We start from the raw sequence: 22,998 nt of genomic DNA, 5'->3' as shown, positions 1-22,998 counted from the left end.
GCCCCCCAGATGTCTCGACCATTGTTTGGTAATTGCAAACAGTGATTGTATGTCTCGCTCGTTTATTCGCGAGGAGCGGACCTCTACAGTGTCTGCGCTGCGCGGTAAATTCACTGACTCAATTCCATCCAAGGGAGAGACCCATGTCTGCACGTGACGTTGTGTTTCCGGCGGGGCGGCAAGCGCTATACGAGCGCAACCGGTACTCGCCTGCCATTCGTTCCAACGGCTTTCTGTTTGCTTCAGGCCAGGTGGGCAGCCGGCCAGACGGTTCGCCCGAGCCCGATCTGGAGGCACAGGTCGGGCTCGCGTTCGACAACCTTGACGCGATCCTGTCAGCGGCGGGCTGCACCTTCAAGGATGTGGTCGACGTGACGGTCTTCATTGTCGACCCCGAGAAGCACTTCGAGCGAATCTGGACGGTCGTCAGAGAACATTGGGGCGATGCGCCATACCCGACGCTGACGGGGGTCGGCGTGACATGGCTCTACGGCTTCCAGTTTGAGATCAAGGTGATCGCCAAACTGCCTGGCCCGGTGTCCGACTAGCTGAGCGGAAGCACTGCCACAGAGGAGGGGAGCGCCGTAGTGTGGGGAACCGGATTCGTCAGACTGCGTTTTCCGAAAAAACAATGACAAATTAGCTGATGACGTCGCCGTGCGCCCGCCCAGGAACCGGAATTAACGAGACTGCGCTGACGAGAATGGCTGGACTGCGCGGCAGACGCCATTTGACGCACATTTATTCGCTCTGCGAAGCGAAAAAAAGGGACACAGGATGGCCACTGCCGCCATCCGAGATTCCTTTAAGCCACCGGCCCGTGCCGAACATCTTAGGCTCACTATTGCGTTGCTGTGGCCACATGCCTCAGGCGGCGCCGCCCGGCGGCGCATGGCGTGCCAGGAAGCGGTCCAATTGGCCAGCGAACGCCTTGCTGTCCTGCTGGGCGTACGGTGCCGGTCCGCCGGTATCCACGCCCGAGTTGCGGAGTTGTTCCATCACCTCGCGCATCGTCAGGCGCTCCTGGATGTTCTCACGGCTGAACCAACTTCCTCGCGGGTCGAGCACATAGGCGCCCTTGTCGAGGGCGGCGGCGGCAAGAACGATGTCCGCGGTAATCACGAGGTCCCCGCTGCTGACCAGCTCGACGATACGGTCATCGGCGACGTCGAAGCCCGCAGGCACTTGCAGTGACTTGATGAAGCGCGAAGGCGGCGTGCGCATGTACTGGTTGGCAACCAGCGTGACGCACACTTCGACACGTTGTGCGGCCCGATACAACATTTCCTTGACGACAACCGGGCAGGCGTCTGCGTCAACCAGTACTTGCATCGCGGCACTTCCAATGGGGGGAGGGAACGCTCATATTACTGCCTGCGCTTCCCGTTCGTTTGTTATTCGGCCAACGCCTGGTCCGGCGGTAGCCGGTCCGAACGCATCTTCGCTTTCACTTCCCCCGCCGCTGCGCATCCCGCCAGCCCCGCGAAGCAGTCCCGAGTTCCTTTCCAGTCAATACGAAATCCGGGGAGTCAAGCAGGCGGGAAATCGCCAGATCCAGAAATTCCCGCACGCGCTTCGGTTGTGCGGTGCGGCTCCCGTAGTAGATGTGCAGTCCGATGTGAGCGCTCATATGCTGGAGTAGCACGGGTACCAGTCTGCCGGCACGGATGTGTGCCGCCGCAGAGAAGTTTGCGAGCTGGCCGATCGCCTGCCCGGCGAGCACGGCCTGCAGTTCGAGTTCGGTGTCGTTGGTCGAGAATGCCGGGGACATCAGCCTGTGCTCGAGCTTGCCATCTACCGTCAAATACCAGGGCGATACCGTGCCGGTTGCGGGGTGTCGAAAAACAGCGCATCGGTGGGCGACCAGGTCGTCCAGTGTGGCGGGAACGCCGTGGCTAGCCAGGTAGGCCGGTGCAGCGCACACGATCATCTGGATCAGGAACAACTGGCGACCGATCACGCCCTCGTTCGGCGAAATGCCGATCCTGAAGCCGACATCCATGCGATCCAATACCCAGTTGCCAATGCCGTCGTCAAGCTGGATGTCTGGCTGGATGTCGGGATACGTCCGGCAGAACTTATCGAGCACCGGCATGAGGATGGGCGCGAAAGACGACTTTGGACCCACGATGCGCAGGGGCCGGCAATGTCGTCCTTGGCTTCGCGGGCAATGGCCAGTGCCCGGTCCAGCGCCGCGATCGCCGGCTGGGTGTTCTCGGGCAGGCGCTGTCCTTCTTCGGTAAGCGCCAGGTTGCGCGTGGTGCGGTGGAGCAGGCGAACGCCCAGATGCTGCTCCAGTTGTGCGATCGCCTGGGCGACGCGGCTGGCAGCTGCGCCCAATGCGGTCGATGTCATGCCCGCCGGGGCGCACTCTGCTCGCACCGTGGCATCGTCTAGTCCAGGATTTTTCCCTTCGTCTCCGGCATGAAGGCGTACACGAGAAAGCTCGCCGCGCAGACTGCGGCGATATAGACCCAGCTGTAGTCGGCCCAGCCCGCATTCGACATCGACGTCATGATGTACGGCAGGGTGCCGCCGAACAACGTCACCGAGACGGCATAGGGCAGCCCCACGCCGGTTGCGCGTACCTCAGCGGGAAACTGTTCGGCCATGACCGCCGCGGCGGTAGAGGCATAGCCGCACGAGAGCAGCATGCCCACGCTGACGATGGCGGTCGACAACCAGAAATCATTGGCCAGGAAATGCAGGCCGGGCCAGGCGAACAATGCCGAGCCTCCGGCGAACACGAGCAGGACAGGCTTGCGTCCGACGCTGTCCGCCAGCTTGCCTATGAGCGGAATCGCCACCAGCGACAGGACGATGGAGATCACGCTGGCACTGAAGGCATCCTGGAGGCTTTGACCGGTCCGCACATGCGCCAAGGTCGGGAACAGCACTAGCCAGAGGTAGAGCGACAGGTTGCCTGCCATGGCGATGCCGACCACGCGCAGCGACGCCCGCCAGTGCCTGGTGACGACCAGCAGCGAGGGGTGTGCGGCGGCGCGGTGGGCGACATTGCGCTGGAAGGCCTCCGTTTCCGCCACCGACTGCCGGATCCATAGCGCCACCAGCCCCATCAGGCCTGCGATCGCGAATCCGAGCCGCCAGCCCCACGCCGCCATCGCCTGCGCATCGAGCGCGCGTGTCAGCACGTAGCCGATCAGGGCGGCTACCAGGACACCGGCATTGATGCCGAAGTACTGCCAGGAACCGGCGAAGGCGCGGCGCGAAGGCGCGGCCGACTCGACAAGGTATGTCGAGGCCGATCCGAATTCCCCGCCGGCCGCGAAACCCTGCACCAGCCGGGCCAGCACCAGGATGACGGGCGCCGCCATGCCGATGGCCACGTAGCCGGGGCAGACCGCGATCACCACGGTGCTGCCGGCCATCAGCGCCACGGAGAGCGTCAGACCCCTCTTGCGCCCATGCCGGTCGGCATACGCGCCCAGCACGGCGCCGCCGACGGGCCGCATGATGAAGCCGACTGCGAACACGGCGAATGCCGACAGCAGCGACACCATTTCATTGTCGGCGGGGAAGAAGTGGCGCGAGAACAGAGAGGCGAAGGTAGCGTAGATCACCCAGTCGGCGAACTCCACGATGGTACCGAGCGTCGCTGCCGCGATCGCCTTCTTCTGCGTGCGGGTGAGGGGATTCGTGCGATCGACTGCATCTGCTGGCAGGGTCGTTTCCATGCCGTCTCCTTGAATCATGTTGTGTGGTATCGCGCCGCCCAGGGGCATGGCGCACTGGCGTCCCTGGGCGCATGGCCCACGGCACGTTCGCGCATCGTAGGAGGGGAAGAGTGGCGCGCTCAAACGACTTTTTCTCCGATTACGTTTGAGCTTTCAGCAAGTGACGGAGCGGCGGAAATCGCCGGGGAACGACCCGGGCGTGAAGCGGGACGCGTGCTTGAGAAGAACTCAATCGAACCGGCCCGAAATGTCGATTGAAGCGGCGCCGCGGCGCCCCTAGTATCCGATGGCACACGCAGATGGCGCGTGTCGCACCATCGATACCACGACAAGACTGCGCTGTACCGGCAGCGCCAGGAGACACTGCATGACGATGTTCGGCTTTATCGGCTTGGGTGCCATGGGAAGGCACATGGCCCGGCATCTGGTTCACCGGGGATTGCCGGTGACGGTATTCGACAGCAACGCGCAGGCGGTCGATGACCTCGTTCGCATCGGGGCGACGCGCGGCGCCAGCGTGCGCGACGTTGCAGGGCGCGCGGAAGTGGTCATGGCTTGCCTGCCTACGCCCGATATTGTCGAGCAGGTCGCCGTAGGCGCGGGCGGCGTCGCGGGCGCCAGCGCGGTGAAGGTCTTCGTCGACCATTCGACAACCGGTCCGACCGTGGCGCGCCGGGTCGCGGCTGAGTTGTCGGTGCACGGCATCGAGGCGTTGGACGCGCCGCTGGCCGGCGGCGTGGCGGGTGCCGAGGCGGGTTCGCTGAGCGTGATGGTCTCGGGCGATGCCGGGGCATTTGCCATTGCGCGACCGGCATTCGAGGCATTCGCGGGCGACGTCGCGTATCTCGGCGCGCAGCCAGGGCTGGGGCAAACGCTCAAGCTCGTCAACAACATGATCGCAGGCTCGGCGCTGGTCACCGCCGCGGAAGCCGTGCTGTTCGGTGTGAAGGCAGGCATCCCGGCGGAAGCGATCCTCCGGGTCCTGTCGAGAAGCGCCACGGCTCGCGGCTTTGCTGTCCAGACGTTGCTTGCCGATATAGTCCTGTCGCGCAAATTCGACTTCGGCTTTCGCATGGACCTCATGCGCAAGGACATGCGCCTGGCTCTCGGCGAGGCCGAGGCTGTAGGCGCACCGATGTTCGCGTCCGCCGTCGTCAAGCAGTTCTTCGATGTGGCCGTGGCCGACGGCGCGGGAAGCGACGACATGACCCGAGTCGTCCAACAGCTCGAGAAGCTGGCGGGGGCCACGATCGGGCCAGCCTGCGGGCAATCATGAGGCACTGCGCGACCGCGACGCCTCCAGTCAATTCTTTTTCGAGGAAGCCATGAACAGGGTGCTGAACTACATCAACGGGAAGGATCTGCCGCCATCGACAGGCCGGTATATCGAGAAGACGGATCCGCGCACCGGTAACGCGCTATGCGAGGTGGCCGACAGCGGCAAGCCCGATATGGACGCCGCCGTTGGCGCGGCGATGGCGGCGCTGCCCGCCTGGCGCGCCATGCGCCCCGCCGAGCGCGGCCGCATTCTGGTGGAGATAGGCCGCGCGGTGCGCGACAGCGTCGGTACGCTGGGCCGCATCGAGAGCGCCGAGACCGGCAAGCCGGGCCGCGAGATGCCGCAACTGATGGTGCTCATCGCCCAGTACTTCGAGTTCTACGGCGGAATCGTCAATACGATGGATGGCGAGGTCATCAACGCCGGTCCGGACTATCACGTCTACACGCGACGCGACCCGTTTGGCGTGATCGGCGTGATCCTCCCGTGGAACGCACCGCTGCACCAGGCCGCCCGCGCAATTGCGCCCGCGCTTGCCACGGGCAATGTGATCGTGGCCAAGCCGTCGGAATTCACATCCGGCTCGCTGATTGCCTTCGCGAAGCTGGCAGAGGCGGCGGGACTGCCGCCCGGCGTCCTCAATGTCGTGGTCGGCACCGGGCCGTCGCTCGGGCCGGCAATGGCCGGGCACCGCGACGTGCGCAAGATCTCGTTCACGGGCAGCACGCGTGCGGGCAGGGAACTCGGACGGATCGCCGCTGACCGGGTGCTGCCGCTGACGCTGGAATTGGGCGGGAAGTCGGCCAATATCGTCTTCGATGACGCCGATCTTGATGCCGCGGCGAAGGGATGCACTACCGCTTTCACCTGGAACGGCGGACAGTGGTGCGCCGCCGGCACGCGCCTGCTCGTACAGTCGTCAATCCACGATGCCTTTGTCGACAAGCTGCTCGCAGCGGTCGCGGACGTGCGCGTCGGGCCAGACGCTGAGGCCTCCTATGGACCGATGACGACCCGCGCCCAGTTCGATAAGGTCCGGGAAAGCTTTGACGCGGCCCGCCGCCTCGGCCTCGTTCCGGCCGTGGGGGGCCGTGCAGCGCAAGCGCTGGAAGCGGGGGAGGGTTGGTTCATCGAACCGACTGTTTACCTGGGAGTCACAAACGATATGGAGATTGCGCGTGAGGAGATCTTCGGGCCCGTGCTCAGCGTTATCCGCTTCGAGGACGAAGCAGACGCCATCCGCATCGCGAACGACTCCGACTATGGGCTGGCTGCCGGCATCTGGAGCCGCGACATCGGCCGTGTCCATCGCGTAGCCGGCGCGCTCGAGGCCGGCCGGATCGTCGTGAACGAGTACAGCGGCGGCTTTGTGCAAACGCCTTGCGGTGGCTTCAAGCAGAGCGGGCACGGACGCGAACAGGGCGTCGAGGCGCTCGCGCACTACACGCAACTGAAGAGCGTGATCATTCGCTTGTGACCCCCTTGGCACCCGGAGGAGCAGGTCGAGCGGAGCAGGCATTGCATAATCGGCCTCGCACAGGACAGTCCGGCCTGTGCGAGGCCGTCCCTGGTGCTCCGCTTGCCGCTTACGCGATCTCGAACAGGGCGGCGGCACTCGCGCCATCCGAGAGCTGACTGGCGTTGCTGGCCGTAATCACGCCGTCGTCGATCACGGGCTTCAGCGCGGCAAGGCTATCCAGCATCGTCCCCGGACGATTGCCCTCATCCTTCTCCAGCGTGGCCGGCTTGCGAAACGTCTGGCCTGTCGTTGCGTCAGTCACCAGCATCTGGGCGGAGGGCGCAACAATGATTCGTGGACGTAGGAAGTAACCGCAAGCGTCGCCGGCGCCTCTTCACGAACGCCGGCCACCCCTCATGATCGCGCTGGCCGTGTCGACCACGGCCGCCAGGGCAAGCATGGCGATGATCACCGTGCAAGCCTGGGGCAGATGGAACAGGGACAGCTCGAAATACAACATCTGCCCAAGCCCGCCGGCGCCGACAAAGCCAAGGATTGCCGCCACGCGGATATTCGTTTCCCAGCGGTACAGGATGTAGGCCAGAAACTGGGGCCATACGCAGGGCAGCGTCCCGTACATGAAGACCAGCGCGGCAGGAGTGCCCCCTTCCATCAGCGCGCGGGCGGGTGCGCGCGGCGCATTCTCCAGCGCCTCGGCGAATAGGCGACCGAGCACGCCCGCGGTATGTAGTGCCAGGGCGAGGGTGCCGGCAAACGGTCCAAGGCCGACTGCGAGTACGGTCAGGGCAGCCCATACCAGCTCGGGGATCGAGCGCAACAGGTTCAGTAGCAAGCGCGACAAGGCGCGCAGCGCATCGCCGTAGAGCCCGGAAGCCGGTAGTGCCAGGCCAAAACCCAGCACCGCCGCACACAGCGTGCCCACTGCGGAAACCGCGAGCGTTTCGAGCATGCTGCCAGCGGTTCTGGCCAAAAAAGCGGGTGACAGCTGCGGCGGGAAGAACGTCAGCAGGAAGCGCGCCATCTCGGCTGCAGCGTCCGCGGAAAAAAGCTGGCCCAGATCGAGCGACAGATACGCGAAGCTGCCCGAAACCGCGGCGGCCACCGCGATCAGGGTGAGCAGGCAGCGCATGCAGAATTGAGCGGCCTTGACCTTGTGCGCCATGATTCAGTCGAGCAGCTTGCGCAGGTGCGCGCTGAGCGCGTCCGCCAGCAGGACCAGCAGCAGGAACACTAGCAGGATGGTCGCGGCTTCCCCGCCGTTGAGCAGTTTCATGGCCTGGTCCATCAACTGCCCAAGTCCGCCGGCGCCAACGAAGCCCATGACCACGGAAGCCCGGATGGCACATTCCCAGCGGTAGACGGTGTACGAGACCAGCTCCTGCGAGGCATGGGGAAGCAGCCCATAGAACAGTGCCGCCAGGCGCCCGCTGCCGCTGCCAAGCAGGGCATCCACGGCGCGTTTGTCGCTGGATTCGAGGATTTCCGCATAGACCTTTGCCAGCATGCCGCCATAGGTGATGGCCAGGGCGAGCACGCCCGCCGCCGCCCCCAGGCCGAGGGCGCGCACGAAGACCAGTGCCCACACCAACTCCGGCACCCCGCGCAGCAGCAGCACCAGGGCGCGCACGCCAGCGCGCACCGCCATGCGCGGCTTGCGTCCCCGGCCGGGGCCGATGCGCGACACCGACAGGCTGCCCGTCAAGGCCACGGCCAGAGGTGTTGCGATCACAAAGGCGAGCGCAATGCCCGCGGTGGCGATCGCCAGCGTTTCCAGCGTGGCGTTGACCACAAGCCCGAGGAATCCGGGCGAAACCTCGGGGGGAAGGAAGTTGCGCACGAAGGCGCCCATCACCTTGAGGTTTCCGGTGTCGAACAAGGCTGAAGGGCTGAACCGGGACAGCTGCAACAATGGCCACAGCAGAAGCAGCGCGAGCACCAGGCCGCTGGCGCGCCGCAGCGCTTGGGGATCGCGCGGGTGGGCGGTCATCGGCACGCCGGCCTGGGTTGGGTGTCGCCACCGATGGCGGCGCTCGCACCTGCCGCGATGCTCGTCAGGGCCTGGCTGCCCTGTACCGGTGGCGATGCGCTTTCGGAGGCATAGAGTTCGCGCAGCAGCGCGTCGGTGACGCGCTCGGCCGGCAGGTCGAAGGCGATCTCGCCCGCCTTCAGGCCGACGATGCGGGGAAACCAGCGCAGCGCCAGATCCACTGCGTGCAGGCTGGCGACCAGGGGCACCGCGCGTGTATCCGCTTCCCTGCGCAGCTCGCCCAGGGTGAGGTTGGCCAGCACCGGGTCCATTGCCGAGACCGGTTCGTCCGCCAGGATCAATTCCGGGCGCTGGTAAAGCACGCGGGCGACGCCCACGCGCTGCAGCTGACCGCCCGAGAGCTGGTCGCACCGGTCGAACAGGCGGTCGGCCAGCTCAAGGCGGGCGAGCTGTTCGCCGGCACCATCGATGTCTGCCGGATAGACCAGCGACAGCAAGGATTTCCAGGCGGGCCAGATGCCCAGGCGGCCGGCAAGGATGGCCGTGACCACGCGCTGGCGCGGCGGCATCGGCGGCGCCTGGTGCACCATGCCGATGCGGCAGCGCAACTGCTGCAGGCGTGCGGCGGATACCGCCCAGGGGCTTTGCTCCAGCACCTCCACACGGCCCTCGCTTGGCCGCAGCGACGTTGCCAGCAAGCGCAGCAAGGAGGTCTTGCCGGCTCCGGACGGACCGATGACGGCGATGGGCTCGCCGCGGCTGGCCGCCAACGTGATCTGGCTGAGCGCACGCTGTCCGTTGGCGTAACTGACGCTGGCGGCGTCCAGGCGGAAGCTCATCAGACCGGCATCACTGGATCAGGCCCGCGGCCCGGGCTGCGGCCTCGATGCCGTCGTAGTTTTCGGGCCGGGTGGGAATGTACCTGGCGGTCCGCTGCAATGCCATGATCTCGCGCTGCTCGGGATTGGCCGGGTCCAGCCGCAGGAATGCTTCGGTCAGCTTCTTGCGCAAGGCCGGATCGAGCCCGCCGCGCACGGTCCAGTTGTAGTCGTAATAGGGCGGTGTGACAGCAAATACCCTGACCTTGGCGGGATCCACCTTGCGCTGCTCCACCAGCTTGTCCCACACCGAGGCATTGAGCACGCCGGCGTCGGCCCTGCCGGCCTGCACGAAAGCCACCGTCGCATCGTGGGCGCCCGAATAGGCGAGCGTCTTGAAGTCCTTGTCCGGGTCGATGCCCGCCTGCAGCAGGAAGTGCCGTGGCATCAGGTGGCCGGAGGTAGAGGACGGCGCGCCGAAGACGAAGGTGTGGCCTTTGAGGTCGGCCAGTGACTTGATCGCGCTGTCGGCGGTGATGAACTTGCTGGTGAAGGCGGCATCTTCCTGGCGCTGGACGATGGGGATGGTGGCTCCCTTCGTCCGGATCTTGCTCTGCACATAGGTAAAGCCGCCCAGCCACGCCATGTCGATCTTGCCGGTGGCCAGCGCTTCGACCACCGCAGCGTAGTCCGTGACGGGCACGAACTTCACCTTCATGCCGGTTTCCTTCTCCAGGTAGTTGCCGAGCGGCGCGAACTTGCGCTGCAGTTCGGTGGGGGACTCGTCGGGAATGGCCGAGACCTTCAGGACAGCCTGGGCACTGGCGAGGCCGGCAAAGCCCAGCAGGGTCAGCGCGGCAAGGCGCTTAAGCAACGGCAACACGGGCGGCTCCTTGCGTCATTTCTCCGATCACGGCAGCGTCTGCGAAGCCTTCCCGGTTAAAGATCTCCAGGACCTCGTCCACGGCTTCCGGTGCGCACGACACCAGCAAGCCGCCGCTGGTCTGGGGATCGGTCAGCAGTGCCTGCTGGCTTGGCGCGACCGACGTGGACAGGTCCACCTCGCTGCCGTAGCTGACCCAGTTGCGCCCCGATGCGCCGGTCACCAGCCCTTCGGCGGCCATGCGCTCGACCCGCGGCAGCAGTGGAATCCGCGCCATGTCCAGCCGCGCGCCGACGCCCGCGCCACGACACAGCTCCAGCAGGTGGCCGAGCAGGCCGAAGCCGGTCACGTCGGTCAGCGCGTGGACAGCCGGCACTTCGGCCAGCAGTCGGCCGGGCGTGTTGAGTTTGGTGGTGCAGGCAATCAGTTCCTGATAGCCGGCTGCGTCGAGCTTGTCCTTCTTCACCGCGGCGGACAACACGCCCACGCCCAACGGCTTGCCGAGGATCAGCTTGTCGCCCGCCTTAGCGCCGCTGTTCTTCTTGACCCGGTTCGGGTGCACCAGACCAAGGACCACCAGCCCGTAGATCGGCTCAAGGGAATCGATGGTGTGGCCGCCCGCGACCGGGATGCCCGCCTGGGCGCAGATCGATTCGCCGCCTTCGAGGATCTTGCCGATGACCTCAGGCGGCAGCTTCTCGATGGGCATGCCGACCAGCGCCAGCGCCATGATCGGGGTTCCGCCCATGGCATAGACGTCGGAGATGGCGTTGGTGGCGGCGATACGCCCGAAATCGTACGGATCGTCCACCACCGGCATGAAGAAGTCCGTGGTGGCGATCAGGGCCTGGCTGTCATTGAGCTGGTAGACCGCCGCGTCGTCGCTGGTTTCCTTGCCGACCAGCAGGGCTGCCGGAGCAGGGAAGCCGACCGAATTCCTGAGGATTTCAGAAAGCACACCGGGGGCAATCTTGCACCCACACCCGCCGCCGTGGGAGAAGGCGGTGAGCTTGATCTTTGCGTTGTCTGGCTGGTCCACTGCGGGGCTCCGAGTCATTCTGGTTTCAAGGCGTCGGCGACAAGTTTACTCACTTCCGCCCGTTCCCGCGCCGGCGCGAACAGCGGCGCGCGAATTGCGCATTGCTGCCGCAGGCGGTCCAGGAACCCGGCATCCCGGCTGGTGCGTTCCAGCACCAGCGCCAATTGCGCGGCGTCACCCAACGGAAAATAGCCTTCGTAGTCACGGCCCAGCATGCCGACGTTGCCCGGGATGCGGCTGGCCAGCACCGGCACGCCACTGGCGACGGCCTCGATGATCACGTTGGCGCCGCCTTCCATGGCGCTGGAGATCACCATGGCCTGTGCTTTCCGGATGTGCTGCAGGGTTTCGTCATGGGGCAGGTTTCCGAGCCAGACATAGCGCCGCACGCCGGGCCAGGCTCGTGCTTCCAGCGCCAGGGCCTCCTGCCGATAGGCGTCATCCAGCGCGCCGCCGATGTGGATCAGGCGCACGCGCGAATCGTCGGGAAGCAGCGAGAGCGCGCGCATGGGCGTCAGCGGGTCTTTTTCCGCCCGCATGTGGCCGACCAGCACGACGTCGAAGTGATTCTGGCGGGGCGCCGCGGGCGCGCATGCCGGGGCAGACTGGTAGATCACCCGGCACCGGGCGCGATGCGCGGCCGCCAGTTCGGCCAACCCTTCGTCCTGCAGCACCACCAGGTGGGTGGCGAGTTCGAGCGAGCGCTGGGCCGATGCATCGGTGCGGATGTCGCGGTACAGATCGGTGCCGGTCAGCACGACGATCAGCGGACGATCCGGACAAGCCTCGGCAAACCTGGCGATGGACTCGGCCGAGCGCCGGGCGTGCAGGGCGATCAGGCAGTCGGGCAGGGCGCCGCCCTGGCTGGCCGTCGACCATTCAGCGGCCAGCGTGACATCGTAGTCCCCCTGCAGGAACCGGGCCCAGCGATTGGCGGTTTGCCAGTTGCCATTGTTGGCTTTGCGCAGCGCTGGACTGATAATCGCGACGGTGGCCTTGGGAGGACGCATGATGACAGGTTCTGAGGGGGCGGCAGCAAGAAGGATAAACAAGTTCGAGCTGGATGCGGCGTTTGCCGATGCGCACCGGCGCACCTGGGCCGTGCTTGAGGAGCTGTCGCCGTCCCAATGGCAGGTTCCTTATGACGCGGGAATCAATCCGCCCTTGTGGGAGTATGCCCATATCGCCTGGTTCACGGAGCAATGGGTGCTGCGGGAGCCACGTGCCGGCGAGGACGGCTGCTGGGTGGCCAGCCTCCCGTCCATGCTGCCGGACGCCGACCGCCTCTTCGATTCCATGCGCGTCGCCCACCGGGACCGATGGCATCTTGCGCTGCCCCGGCTCTCCGAGATTCGCGACTACGCAGCCGCCGTGCTGGAGCACGTTCGCGCCAGGCTCGCCACGTCGGACGATACCGACGCTGCGCTCTATTTCTTCCGGCTCGCCTTGTTCCACGAAGACATGCATGCGGAGGCGCTGACCTATATGCGCCAGACGCTCGATTATCCGCTGCATGCCCCGCTCGGCATGCCTTCCATTGCGCCGGGCGCCGGCTCGGCAGCCGCAGGCGGCGACACGTTCGCAATGGGGTCGCCCATCGGGGGCGACGGGTTCGTCTTCGACAACGAGAAGTGGTCCCACCCGGTCCACATCGCCCCTTTCCACATCGATCGCACTTGCGTCAGCAATGCCGCATTTGCGGAATTCGTGGCCGCCGGCGGCTACCGCGACCATCAATGGTGGTCAGACGACGGACGCGCATGGCTGCAACAGAGCAGGCTGGCGCATCCGGTGCGCTGGCGCCGGACAGCCGGCGGCACCGCGGGGCAATGGGCGTTGCGCTGGTTCGGGCAGTGGGTGCCGCTGCCGCCCGAACAGCCGGTGTGTCATATCAATGCCCACGAGGCGGAAGCCTATTGCCGCTGGGCCGGCAAGCGCTTGCCCACGGAAGCCGAATGGGAGTATGCGGCAACGCATGACCTGATCCGCTGGGGTAGCGCCGTGTGGGAATGGACGGCTGATCCTTTCGTGCCCTATGCAGGGTTCTCGCCCGATCCCTACCAGGAATATTCCGCCCCCTGGTTTCACACGCATCGCTCGGTTCGCGGCGGATCGTTCGCCACCCATGCCCGCATGCAGCATCCTCGCTACCGGAACTTCTACCTGCCGCACCGCAGCGACCTCTTCGTCGGATTCCGCTGCTGCGGTTGAGGAAGGAGGGCGTCTTCACGGTGATATCAACGATGCGGCTGACACCGCCCTGACCACCCTAGCGGCGGGCCGACCCACCAACGCGAAGTGCATTCACCACCAGCGAAAAGGCTGGCGATGCCTGGCGGCGGCTGGGGTAGTACAGGTGGCAGCCCGCAAACGGAGGGCACCAGTCTTCCAGCACGCGTACCAGCCGACCTTCCTCGATGTGGGGTGCAAATTCCTCTTCCGGGAGGAAGGCGACGCCCAGCCCCTCAAGCGCGGCCATCACGATATGGGGCGTGCTGTTGAAAACGGCCTGGCCGTCGTCGCGCACCTTCAACTGACGGCCACGGCGCTCGAAGTCCCAGACGGACAAGCCCGCATGCATCGCCGATGCCGCGCGCATGAGGTATCTTTTACAAGGGCGAGGCACGCCAGCAGCCGGAAAGGCCCGGCGGGACTTGTGCCAGGGCCGTGGATCGGTTCTTGCATGGCAGGCTGTGCCCGAGCCGTGACAGGAGCGCGCCATGTCCGAAGCACTTCGATCCTCGCTTTGCCGATTCTTCATCGCCTGCTGCCTGGGTATCGCAGCTTGCGGAGGGGGCGGGGGAGACGGGGGCGGTGACAGCGCCACCGGCACGCTGACGCTCTCCATCTCCGGCCTGCCGTCCGGGACGTCGGCGGCCATCACGGTATTGGGGCCCGGCCAGTTCCGCCAGACCGTGACCCAGTCGACCACGCTGTCCAACCTGGCTGCTGGTAGCTATACCGTCAGTGCCGCCAGCGTGCTGACTGGCAGCACGCTCCTCAAGCCGCAGCCGCCTTCGCAGACCGTGGCGGTGACCGCGGGCGGCAGTGCTTTGGCAAGCGTGGAATACGGCTCACCGGAAACAGTGCAGTTGTCGCTGACGCAGGTTGCCGGCGGGTTATCCGAGCCTATCTTCCTGACCGCGCCCCCCGGCGATCCGCGCCTGTTCGTGGTCGAGCGGGCCGGCCGCATCCGGATCGTGCGCAACGGCGCATTGGTCGCTACGCCGTTCCTCAATATCGCCGCGCTGACGACGACCGATGGCGAGCGCGGGCTGCTGTCGATGGCGTTCGATCCCAACTATGGGACCAACGGCCGCTTCTACGTCTATTACACCGACACCAATGGGGCCATCACCATCGCCCGCTACAACGTATCGGCCGCGAATCCGGATATCGCCGCGGCATCCGGCACCGTGCTGCTGTCGATTCCGCACGGCACCTTCTCCAACCATAACGGCGGCCAGCTCGCGTTCGGCCCGGACGGCATGCTCTATATCGGCACGGGCGACGGCGGCGGCGGTGGCGATCCGTCGGGCAACGCCCAGAACCCGGCAACGCTGCTCGGCAAGATGCTGCGCATCGACGTCAGCGGGGCATCCGGCTACGGCTTGCCTGCCGGCAATCCCTTCGTCGGCCAGTCCGGCAGCCGCGGCGAAATCTGGGCTCTCGGCCTGCGCAACCCGTGGCGGTTTACGTTCGACGCCGGCTTGCTGTATATCGCCGATGTCGGCGAGGACCAGCGCGAGGAAGTCGACGTGGCGCCGGCCACCAGCGCGGGCCTGAACTACGGCTGGAACCGGACCGAAGGCACCGCCTGCGTGGGTGCGGCCACGTGCGACAAGACCGGGCTGACCATGCCGGTCTTCGAATACGGCCACGAAGCGGGCGCTTGTGCCATCGTCGGTGGCTATGCGTACCGGGGCAGTGCCAACCCGGTGCTGCATGGGCGGTACTTCTATTCCGACCTTTGCACGGGCAAGCTGCTGAGCTTCATGTATCGCGACGGCGTTGTCGCAGAACAGGTCGACTGGAACGTCACGATCCCGGGCAGTGTGTTCTCGTTTGGCGTGGATGACGCGCAGGCGCTGTACGTGCTGGCCGATCCGGGCACGTCGGCGACGAGCGGGCGGGTGTATCGGATCGATGTGTCGGACGGCACGCCTTAACGGCGGGGCGCAGGAGCACTGCGCTTCGGGCAGGGGCTCCTGGCCGTTGAACCGCCGCGGACGTGCTGCTATGGCACTTTCCTGCACGCGCCCTCATTGCTGCACGTGCATCACAGCAAATCGGCCAACCGCTGCCGGCATAGGCTCACGAACTGCTGTGCCGCAGTCGACTGGCCTTGTGCCGGATGGAATGCCAGGATTGCCCGGAATCGAACGGGAGCGGTGAGCGGTACGCTGCGCAGCCCGAGCGCAACGTAGCCACGGGCCACCAATGGATTGGTGATCGCAAGGCCAGCACCGGCCAGGGTCAGTGAGCACTGCGTGTGGCTGTACGGTGTTGTCGCCACGAAACGCGGCTCGATGCCGGACTCGGAAAAGCACGCTTCCAGCCGGCGTTGCGCAGGATCCGAAGCGTCCAGGCCGATCAACGGAACCTCGATCAGATCCTCGATGCCGACTTTCGCGCGCGCCGCGAAAGGATGCGTCGCGGGAGCGACGCAAACCGCCTGCACTGCGTAGAACTCGGACGCGGTCAGGCCGCTGGTGTCCGCCTCGTCGCCCATGAACGCGATATCGAGTTCGCGCTGAAGCAGGCGCTCGCGCAAGCCCCTGGAGCTGTCGACCTCCAGCTGGCAACGAACGCGGGGGTGGTTGTGGATGAAGTCCGCCACCGATGACGGCATCACGCTGGAGGCCATGGCGTGCAAGGCGCCGACGCGCAGGATCGTATCTTCATAGGAACGCAACTGATCTATCTTGCGCTGCACGGCGTCGAGGCCGACATAGACGCGCTCGACTTCGTCGATCAGGGACGCCGCCTCGGGCGTGGGCGCCATACGCCCTTTGCTTCGGTCGAACAGTCTTAACCGCGCTGCCTGTTCAAGCTGCAGCACGATCTGTGTCACGGCGGGCTGGCTGATGTGCAGGGCTTCGGCGGCCCGGCGCGCCGATCCCAGGCGCATGACCATGCGAAACACCTCGATTTGGCGGGCGCTGATCACGATGTCGGTGGCTGTCCCCATACCCAACCCTATAAGTTTTGCTTAATTCGATAATCGGAATGCCTGCGCTGCCCAGGCGTGACATCACATAGACTCGGGTCATGACCACTTGGGCTTTTATCATGCGCGCCAGTCGCTATCCGCATCCGACCGAAGCGCTCGTCAATCCGGCGATGCATGCCCTGCAATGCATTACCTGCCACGCTCAATATCCAGTCAGCGACATGCCGGAAGGGTGCCCGAACTGCGCAAGCGCCGGCCGGCCCAGTAGTCTCGAAGTTGCCTACCAGCACCACGCACTGGATTTTGCACCAAGAAGCGGAAGTTATACATGGGGGCATTGGCAGCCGTACCTGGAAGGCGTGTCTTTGGGGGAGGGCGCCACGCCATGCGTACCGGTGCCAACCCTGGCGTCGCTGGCGGACGTGGCGTCCGTATGGATCAAGAATGAAGGCGCAAATCCGACCGGCTCGCACAAGGATCGCATGTCGGCGCAGGCCGTAAGCCGGGCGCTGGATATTGGCGCGAGCGAGGTGGTGCTGGCGTCAAGCGGCAACGCCGCAGTCTCGGCCGCGGCCTATTGCGCCGCCGCGGGACTGGACTGCGAAGTCGCGACCTACCAGGCGCTTCCGTCCGTTTTCGATGCGGCGTTGCGTTACTACGGTGCGCGGCGTGTCATCTGCGACAACGGTCACGCGCGATGGGCGCATGTCCGCCGCCGCGTCAGGGAAGAGGGAGCCTTTGCGCTGACCAACTACAGCGTGCCCGCGGTGGGTAGCCCGGTATTTGGTGTGGAAGGCTACCGTGCTGTCGCACTGGAGTGGGTGGCGCAAGGATGCCGCCCCGACCATGTCATGGTGCCGACGGCGCGGGGGGATCTGTTGTGGGGCATCTATAGCGCGCTGCGTGACCTGGTCACGCTGGGACATCTCCCGAAGCTGCCCCGCCTCTGGGCGATCGAGCCGTTCCCGCGGCTATCGCGCGTGCTGGCGGGCGCGCCGCAGCAGTCCGACTTCCCGGGCACGACCCAGCAATTCTCCACGGCCGGCTCGACCGTGACCGCGCAGCAGGTCCACGCCGTCAGGCAATCGGGCGGCGGCGCGGTGGTCATCGACGACGCGGCAGCACGCGACGGTACCCGCCGTCTCGCTGCGGCCGGATTCTGGGTCGAGCTGTGCGCGGGAGCGGGGTTTGCCGCCACGCAAGCGCTGCGCGCCGACGGGCGCATCGCCAGGACGGAAGCAGTCATGCTGATGCTGACTGCACGCGGCGATCGCGATCCGGGACAAGCTTGATTTCCAGACAATATTCGGAGCCACCCATGAACTTGCGTTCTCTGTTGACTGCCATCACCTTCGGCCTCGCGGCTCAGGTACCGTCGGCCCTGGCCGCCTATCCTGAAAAGCCGATCCGATTGATCGTGCCCTGGGCTGCCGGCGGCAGCACCGATGCGCTGGCCCGTGCGGTCGCGCAGCGAATGAGCGAATCGATGGGCCAGCCCGTGGTCGTCGACAATCGCGCCGGCGCCTCCGGCCGCATCGGCGCCGACATCCTCGCAAAGTCGGCTCCCGACGGCTACACGCTGGGCGTCATCGAGCTGGCTCATACCGTGGCGCCGTCGGTGTTCCGCCAGATGCCATATGATGTGTTGCGCGACTTCACGCCGGTTTCACTGCTCGGCGAGGCGCCGCTCATCCTGTTCGCGGACAGCACGCACTATCGCGCTGGCGACGTCCAGCGCTTCCTTGCGGACTCACGCAAGGCAGGAACGCCGCTGCAGCTTGCCACCAGCGGGAACGGCACGATCAGCCATCTGGCCGCCAAGATGCTTGAAGCGCAGGCGGGCATCCCGGTCGATGCCGTACCGTACCGGGGCTCGGCGCCCGCGCTGACCGATGTGTCCGCCCAACTGGTCAAAGGCCATTTCGCTACGCTGGCAAGCGGCAGCAGCCTGCTTGGCGGTGGCAAGATCGCGGCCTTGATGGTGACGGGGCCGGTGCGCGTGACTTCGCTTCCCGATGTTCCGACCGCAGCCGAAGCCAGGCTGCCGGGAATGCAGGTCAGCCAATGGTGGGCCCTGGTGGCTCCCGCGCGGGCACCGTCTGCCGTCGTGAGCAGGCTTGCGGACGAAGTCCGCGCGGCATTGACGAATCCGCAGACCAAGGCACGGCTCGACAGCCAAGGTATCGACCTCAAGGCGTCCTCGCCTGCTCAACTCGGAGACCGGCTGCGCGCAGAGACGGATCGCTGGGCGAATCTGGCTAAGCAGGCTGGCATTCAACCCGAATGACTAGACCTGGACAAGCGCCTGGATCCTGACATGGGGAGACTATATCGGCCCGCGTCGTGACCGCCACAACATGACGGCTGGCCCAGTTGCTGAAGATGCCTGCTCTGGGAGCGGTGAAAACCCCGGCACCTTCTCCACTTCGTTCCCATCTGGATCGACGTATCCGGCCGGTAATACGCCAAGCAGGTGAAATGACGGGCCATACCCGCGTTGGCTGCGGCTGCGCATGGTGCCCTTACAATGCCGATGGTTCAGATCGACTGGTAGGCGCAAACAGGTGTCATGCAAAGCAAGAGCAAAGCAACTCTCATCGGGCTCATCGCGATTCTGTTATGGAGCTCGATTGTCGGCCTGATTCGCGGTGTCAGCGAAAACCTTGGGGCAACCGGTGGGGCGGCAATGATCTATACCGTCGCCTCGGCCCTGCTCTTGCTGACAGTCGGTTTCGTCAGAATGCAGGATTTTCCCCGGCGCTATCTGGTTTGGGGAAGCATTCTGTTCGTTTCGTACGAGCTGTGTCTTTCCTTGTCCATTGGCTACGCCAACAGCAGCAGGCAAGCCATTGAGGTGGGGATGGTCAACTACTTGTGGCCGAGCTTCACCATGCTGTGTGCCATCGCATTCAACAAGCAGAAGGCCAACTTGCTGATCATTCCCGGCTTCCTGATCGCCATTCTCGGGATCTGCTGGGTGCTTGGCGGGGATCAGGGCCTGGACTTCGCCGGGATGGCGGAGAACATCCAGGACAATCCGCTCAGCTATGGGCTGGCCTTCCTTGGTGCCCTGATCTGGGCGGCGTATTGCACTGTGACCAACCGGATTGCCGAAGGCAGGAATGGCATCACGCTGTTCTTCATGCTGACAGCGCTGGCGTTGTGGATCAAGTATTTCGCCACAGAGAGCGGGTCGATGGAATTCAGCTATCAGGCAGTGATTTATCTTGCGTTGGCCGCCTCTGCGATGGGATTCGGCTATGCGGCCTGGAATGTTGGCATCCTGCATGGCAATGTCACCGTCCTTGCCGGCGCTTCCTACTTCATTCCGGTACTTTCCGCCGCCCTGGCGGCCATGCTCTTGCGTACACCCCTGTCGATCGACTTCTGGAAGGGCGCATCCATGGTATGTGCGGGGTCGATCCTCTGTTGGCTGGCAACACGTGGGCAACGTTCCAAGGCACCTCCGTTGCCGGAATTACCGCAGTCGCGCGAACGTGTCCAGGAACCGTGAGTGCGTGCGACCGCGCTGTTTGATCAAGCAAGCAGTATCCAACTTATTTTTCGGTCGGCCTGCCTGACTGGAAGCCAGCGACCAGGTCGTGTGCATTGGCTGGCTCGGCGATACGCAGCACCAGCTTGCTTGCCGCCTTGCCCGACTGGACCAGATCGAGTGCGCGCCCCGCGTGTTCCAGCGGCAGGCATTCGATGCGGGGCGGTCGCAGGCGCCCGCTGTCGAGCAGCGCCGCGATCTCGCGCAGCCGCGCGCCGCTGGGCATCTTGCTGAACGCCACCGCGGTGCGGACGCCGCGCTGCGCGGCTGCGGCAGGATCCGGGCCGTTGTCGCCGCTGACCAGCGTCAGGATGGCGACAAGGATGCCGCCGGGCCTGAGCAGGTCCATGCCGTTCGGCAGGGTGCCGCAGCCAACGGCGTCCAGTACCAGGTCGACGCCAGCCGGCGCCCATGCCTGCATCGCGGCAGCGATGTCGCCGCCACGGTAGTCGATTGCCAGGTCGCAGCCGAGCGCCATCAGTTCGTCGCGGCGTGCCGCGCTGCAGGTGGCTGCGACGGTTGCCCCGGCTGCTTTTGCCAGTTGCACGGCAAACGTGCCGACCGCGCCGGCACCGCCATGAACCAGCACCGTCTGCACTGGCTTGAGTCCGCCTTCGTCGAAGAGTCCCGTCCAGGCGGCCAGCGCCGGGGTCGGGACGGCCGCGGCCTCGGCAAATCCCAGATTGTCGGGAATCGGCACCACGCAATCCTGGCTGACCGCGACGTATTCGGCATAGGAACCCCACTTGCCTGCGCCGACCGCGGTTTGCGCGAACACGCGCTGTCCCGGGACGAAATCCTTGACGCCGCTTCCCACCGCTGCCACGACGCCGCTGGCATCGAAGCCGATCACGAACGGGAAGCTGTACTGCATGAAGTGGCTCAGATAGCCTTCACGGCATTTCCAGTCAGCGGGATTCACGCCGGCACAGGCCACGCGGAGCAGGACTTCGCCGGCAGCGGGTTCCGGCGTCGGGAGGTTTCCAAGCCTGAGTACGTCGGGTCCGCCGGTACGATCAATGACGACAGCGCGCATGCTCTTCTCCATGGGCTTAGCTTGCGGACAGGTCGTGGCTCAGGCCGGGATGTGCCCAGGACGGGATCACGGGCGGCGGCAGCATGCCCTTGCCATCCAGCGTATGGACGTCCAGCCCGTGCGCCAGGGGGAAGTGCAGGCTATGGGCGATGTGGCCGGTGCGCAGCCGGGCCGGCACGCTGCAGAGTGCAAGCGCCGTTTCCACCAGGTACTCCACCGGCTCGGTCGGATAGCCGTCCGGGATATAGCGCTCGCTGCCTGGCGTGAGGATCGCCGTGCTTGGCGCTACCGAATTGACCGCGATATTGTCGGCCTCCAGTTCTGCCGCCAGGCCCTCTGTGAACCGGTTGATGGCAGCCTTGACCGCGGCGTAGGCCGTGACCCCGCCAGCCCGGTCAAAGTCTTGATACGGGCGAGCAGGCGACAGGGCGGTGACGGAGCCCAGGTTCAGGATCCATCCCGCGCCGCGCGTGCGCAGCAGCGGGATCGCTGCGCGGCTGAGCACGAAGGGGATGCGCAGGTAGTGCTCGACCGTCCTGTCGAAGATTTCCAGCGGCATCGATTCGATGCCGCTGTATTCCGCCATGCCGGCATTGTTGACCAGGATGTCGAGACCGCCCGCGGCGCTTGCCGCCCGCGCCACCAGGTTGTCGCGCTGCGCCGGGTCTTCGAGGTCCGCCGCCAGCGCGATGGCACTGCCCCCTTGCCGCCTGATCTGGCCAACCGTCTCGGCCAGCGTGCCAGGTTCGTCCTCGGACTCGCCTGCGCGCCGTGCCGTGGCAACCACCAGCGCGCCCTCCACCGCGAAGCGCTGCGCGATGGCACGGCCGATGCCGCGGCTGGCGCCGGTCACCAGCGCAATCTTTCCTGTCAGTTTTCCGTGTGCGGTCATGGCGCGTATTCCTCTGTGCGGCTGTGGTTGGCAATCAGGCTTGTCGCGAGCGGGCAGAAGGCGTGGGAGATCGCCTGGACTGTCCATTCGGGAACCTCGGGGTCGAACCATCGGTCGACGCGGCCCCAATGAAAGGGGTGCATCAGGTATTCGCCCAGCAGGTCGTCCGCGCTGGCGAACTCCTGCTGCCAGACATGGGTCCAGGTGCCGGGCGACAAGACGCGGGCAAGGCGCCAGTTGCGGATGCCGGGCATGTAATCGGGCATTCGCAGCAGGTCCTGCTCAAGTGCGCGGACCTGCCGGTCCGGCGCTTCAGGCCGGACCCGGAACATCAGCGTGCGCCAGATCCCGTGGCGCAGCTGAGGGGCGCGCAGACCGCCCGAGATCGGGTGATAGGCGACGCTATCCACCTCTGCCATGCCGTCCAGCGCGGCAGCCAGGCCGGTGCCGTGACCGGGCGAGCCGGATGCAGTCGCGCCGAATCGCAGGTCGAGCGTGTAGTCGCCAGCGCCCCAGCTTCCCGCCAGGTTCCGGCCAATCGCCACATGGCGCAGGCCCGGCAGTGTTTTAACGCGGGCAAGCAAGGCTTGCTCCTGTGTGCACGTCCCGGCGCTGAAGCCGGCGTGCAATCGCACCTGTGCTGTCTCAAGCCGCATCGCCATGCTCCTTGCGCCGGGGCAGCGCAGCTGTCGCCTCGGCCATCACATGGCGGCGGCGGGCTTCACACAGCGTGCCGACTGTCGACCAGAAGGCTAGGGCCGGAGCATCGATGCTTGCGCGCATGGCGTAGTAAGCCGGCGCATCCGCCACTTGCCACAGCAGCCACAGCGTATTGGGTGCATCTTCCAGCGCCACGGGCGGCGACACCCAGCGCTGCAGCAGTGCCAGGCCCCTGGCGGCGCTGCCAGGCAAGTACTGACTTTCCAGCAGGCTCAGCACAGTGGGCAGGTGCCCGGGCGCGAGCACGATTTCATCGAGGATGTGGATCATTGTGTGTCTCACGCGGCGCAGGCAGGGCAGCAGGGCTGCGATGCCGGAGCCGCGGGTTTGCGGGAGGGAAGCGCGGTCATTGGGTTGTCCCGTATAGGCATGGTGTTCATCGCATGGCAACCTCCATCGCCCAGGCCGTGCGCAAGCTGTCGCGCGGGTGGAAGTGCCGGGAT

The 22,998-nt window shown here is 65.6% G+C and carries 22 protein-coding genes and 2 pseudogenes; 8 read left to right on the top strand and 16 right to left on the bottom strand.

All coding sequences use genetic code 11. The features are described 5' to 3' along the window. Positions 1-143 precede the first annotated feature (143 nt). Positions 144-548: a RidA family protein gene (locus C265_RS29650; RefSeq protein ID WP_010812645.1), complete on the top strand. Its 405-nt coding sequence runs from the start codon at positions 144-146 to the stop codon at positions 546-548. Positions 549-867: 319 nt separating this feature from the next. On the opposite strand, the gene C265_RS29645 is transcribed toward C265_RS29650, so the two are convergent. The 3 genes and pseudogenes from C265_RS29645 to C265_RS29635 all read right to left on the bottom strand — a co-directional run bounded on the left by C265_RS29645 (position 868) and on the right by C265_RS29635 (position 3,695). Then, positions 868-1,332, bottom strand: a complete 465-nt coding sequence (locus tag C265_RS29645) for a YaiI/YqxD family protein (RefSeq protein ID WP_010812644.1) — start codon at positions 1,330-1,332, stop codon at positions 868-870. Between the two features lie 115 nt (positions 1,333-1,447). Beyond that, positions 1,448-2,382 (bottom strand): annotated as a pseudogene (locus C265_RS29640) (LysR family transcriptional regulator). Positions 2,383-2,393: 11 nt separating this feature from the next. Then, positions 2,394-3,695 (bottom strand): MFS transporter, encoded by a 1,302-nt coding sequence (locus C265_RS29635; RefSeq protein ID WP_010812643.1) that lies wholly within the window; start codon positions 3,693-3,695, stop codon positions 2,394-2,396. Between the two features lie 367 nt (positions 3,696-4,062). Here C265_RS29635 and C265_RS29630 point away from each other — a divergent pair, with 367 nt between their 5' ends. Beyond that, positions 4,063-4,971, top strand: a complete 909-nt coding sequence (locus C265_RS29630) for an NAD(P)-dependent oxidoreductase (RefSeq protein WP_010812642.1) — start codon at positions 4,063-4,065, stop codon at positions 4,969-4,971. A gap of 49 nt (positions 4,972-5,020) precedes the next feature. After that, positions 5,021-6,451: an aldehyde dehydrogenase gene (locus C265_RS29625; protein WP_010812641.1), complete on the top strand. Its 1,431-nt coding sequence runs from the start codon at positions 5,021-5,023 to the stop codon at positions 6,449-6,451. A gap of 109 nt (positions 6,452-6,560) precedes the next feature. On the opposite strand, the gene C265_RS29620 is transcribed toward C265_RS29625, so the two are convergent. From C265_RS29620 to senB, 7 genes are all read right to left on the bottom strand, one after another. Further along, the gene (locus C265_RS29620) at positions 6,561-6,761 is read right to left on the bottom strand and encodes an acetyl-CoA acyltransferase (protein WP_010812640.1); all 201 of its coding nucleotides are present in this window, start codon (positions 6,759-6,761) and stop codon (positions 6,561-6,563) included. Between the two features lie 66 nt (positions 6,762-6,827). Beyond that, on the bottom strand, positions 6,828-7,616 hold the full coding sequence (gene phnE / locus C265_RS29615) for a phosphonate ABC transporter, permease protein PhnE (protein WP_010812639.1): 789 nt from the start codon (positions 7,614-7,616) through the stop codon (positions 6,828-6,830). Positions 7,617-7,619: 3 nt separating this feature from the next. Beyond that, on the bottom strand, positions 7,620-8,441 hold the full coding sequence (locus C265_RS29610; RefSeq protein ID WP_010812638.1) for an ABC transporter permease: 822 nt from the start codon (positions 8,439-8,441) through the stop codon (positions 7,620-7,622). Next, positions 8,438-9,280: a phosphonate ABC transporter ATP-binding protein gene (locus C265_RS29605; protein WP_010812637.1), complete on the bottom strand. Its 843-nt coding sequence runs from the start codon at positions 9,278-9,280 to the stop codon at positions 8,438-8,440. Before C265_RS29605 ends, C265_RS29610 begins: the two co-directional genes overlap by 4 nt. Positions 9,281-9,290: 10 nt before the next feature. Further along, positions 9,291-10,142: a putative selenate ABC transporter substrate-binding protein gene (locus C265_RS29600; RefSeq protein ID WP_037025643.1), complete on the bottom strand. Its 852-nt coding sequence runs from the start codon at positions 10,140-10,142 to the stop codon at positions 9,291-9,293. Then, on the bottom strand, positions 10,126-11,199 hold the full coding sequence (gene selD, locus C265_RS29595; protein ID WP_210401237.1) for a selenide, water dikinase SelD: 1,074 nt from the start codon (positions 11,197-11,199) through the stop codon (positions 10,126-10,128). The genes C265_RS29600 and selD overlap by 17 nt, the downstream gene beginning before the upstream one ends. Further along, positions 11,196-12,191: a selenoneine biosynthesis selenosugar synthase SenB gene (gene senB / locus C265_RS29590; protein WP_010812634.1), complete on the bottom strand. Its 996-nt coding sequence runs from the start codon at positions 12,189-12,191 to the stop codon at positions 11,196-11,198. The genes selD and senB overlap by 4 nt, the downstream gene beginning before the upstream one ends. Between senB and senA the strand changes: the two genes are divergently transcribed. Beyond that, on the top strand, positions 12,190-13,392 hold the full coding sequence (senA, locus tag C265_RS29585) for a selenoneine synthase SenA (RefSeq protein ID WP_010812633.1): 1,203 nt from the start codon (positions 12,190-12,192) through the stop codon (positions 13,390-13,392). The genes senB and senA overlap by 2 nt on opposite strands. 58 nt (positions 13,393-13,450) lie before the next feature. Here the strand turns inward: senA and C265_RS29580 are convergent. Beyond that, positions 13,451-13,753 (bottom strand): annotated as a pseudogene (locus C265_RS29580) (LysR substrate-binding domain-containing protein); the annotation flags it as partial. A 148-nt stretch (positions 13,754-13,901) separates the two neighbouring features. Between C265_RS29580 and C265_RS29575 the strand changes: the two are divergent. After that, complete coding sequence (locus C265_RS29575) at positions 13,902-15,350, top strand: sorbosone dehydrogenase family protein (RefSeq protein ID WP_037025641.1); 1,449 nt, start codon at positions 13,902-13,904, stop codon at positions 15,348-15,350. 110 nt (positions 15,351-15,460) lie between these two features. On the opposite strand, the gene C265_RS29570 is transcribed toward C265_RS29575, so the two are convergent. After that, entirely contained in the window at positions 15,461-16,372 is a 912-nt protein-coding gene (locus tag C265_RS29570; protein ID WP_010812630.1) for a LysR family transcriptional regulator, read from the bottom strand. A gap of 377 nt (positions 16,373-16,749) precedes the next feature. Between C265_RS29570 and C265_RS29565 the strand changes: the two genes are divergently transcribed. From C265_RS29565 to yddG, 3 genes are all read left to right on the top strand, one after another. After that, complete coding sequence (locus C265_RS29565) at positions 16,750-17,646, top strand: pyridoxal-phosphate dependent enzyme (RefSeq protein WP_010812629.1); 897 nt, start codon at positions 16,750-16,752, stop codon at positions 17,644-17,646. Between the two features lie 26 nt (positions 17,647-17,672). Continuing rightward, positions 17,673-18,641 carry a tripartite tricarboxylate transporter substrate binding protein gene (locus C265_RS29560; RefSeq protein ID WP_010812628.1) on the top strand — a complete coding sequence of 323 codons (969 nt, stop codon included), beginning with the start codon at positions 17,673-17,675 and terminating at the stop codon, positions 18,639-18,641. A 282-nt stretch (positions 18,642-18,923) separates the two neighbouring features. Next, positions 18,924-19,868 carry an aromatic amino acid DMT transporter YddG gene (gene yddG / locus C265_RS29555; RefSeq protein WP_010812627.1) on the top strand — a complete coding sequence of 315 codons (945 nt, stop codon included), beginning with the start codon at positions 18,924-18,926 and terminating at the stop codon, positions 19,866-19,868. A gap of 43 nt (positions 19,869-19,911) precedes the next feature. On the opposite strand, the gene C265_RS29550 is transcribed toward yddG, so the two are convergent. From C265_RS29550 to C265_RS29535, 4 genes are read right to left on the bottom strand one after another with little or no spacing between them, the layout of a single operon-like run. Continuing rightward, positions 19,912-20,943 (bottom strand): NADP-dependent oxidoreductase, encoded by a 1,032-nt coding sequence (locus tag C265_RS29550; RefSeq protein ID WP_010812626.1) that lies wholly within the window; start codon positions 20,941-20,943, stop codon positions 19,912-19,914. A 16-nt stretch (positions 20,944-20,959) separates the two neighbouring features. Then, positions 20,960-21,835, bottom strand: a complete 876-nt coding sequence (locus C265_RS29545) for an SDR family NAD(P)-dependent oxidoreductase (RefSeq protein WP_010812625.1) — start codon at positions 21,833-21,835, stop codon at positions 20,960-20,962. Continuing rightward, complete coding sequence (locus C265_RS29540) at positions 21,832-22,491, bottom strand: Dabb family protein (protein ID WP_010812624.1); 660 nt, start codon at positions 22,489-22,491, stop codon at positions 21,832-21,834. The genes C265_RS29545 and C265_RS29540 overlap by 4 nt, the downstream gene beginning before the upstream one ends. Continuing rightward, positions 22,481-22,825: a hypothetical protein gene (locus C265_RS29535; RefSeq protein ID WP_010812623.1), complete on the bottom strand. Its 345-nt coding sequence runs from the start codon at positions 22,823-22,825 to the stop codon at positions 22,481-22,483. The genes C265_RS29540 and C265_RS29535 overlap by 11 nt, the downstream gene beginning before the upstream one ends. Positions 22,826-22,998 lie beyond the last annotated feature (173 nt).

It is taken from the genome of Cupriavidus sp. GA3-3 (genome assembly GCF_000389805.1).
In the GTDB taxonomy this organism is placed as follows: domain Bacteria; phylum Pseudomonadota; class Gammaproteobacteria; order Burkholderiales; family Burkholderiaceae; genus Cupriavidus; species Cupriavidus necator_D.
The sequence above is the reverse complement of the archived record's forward strand: the minus strand, read 5'-3'. Positions and strand labels throughout refer to the sequence as shown.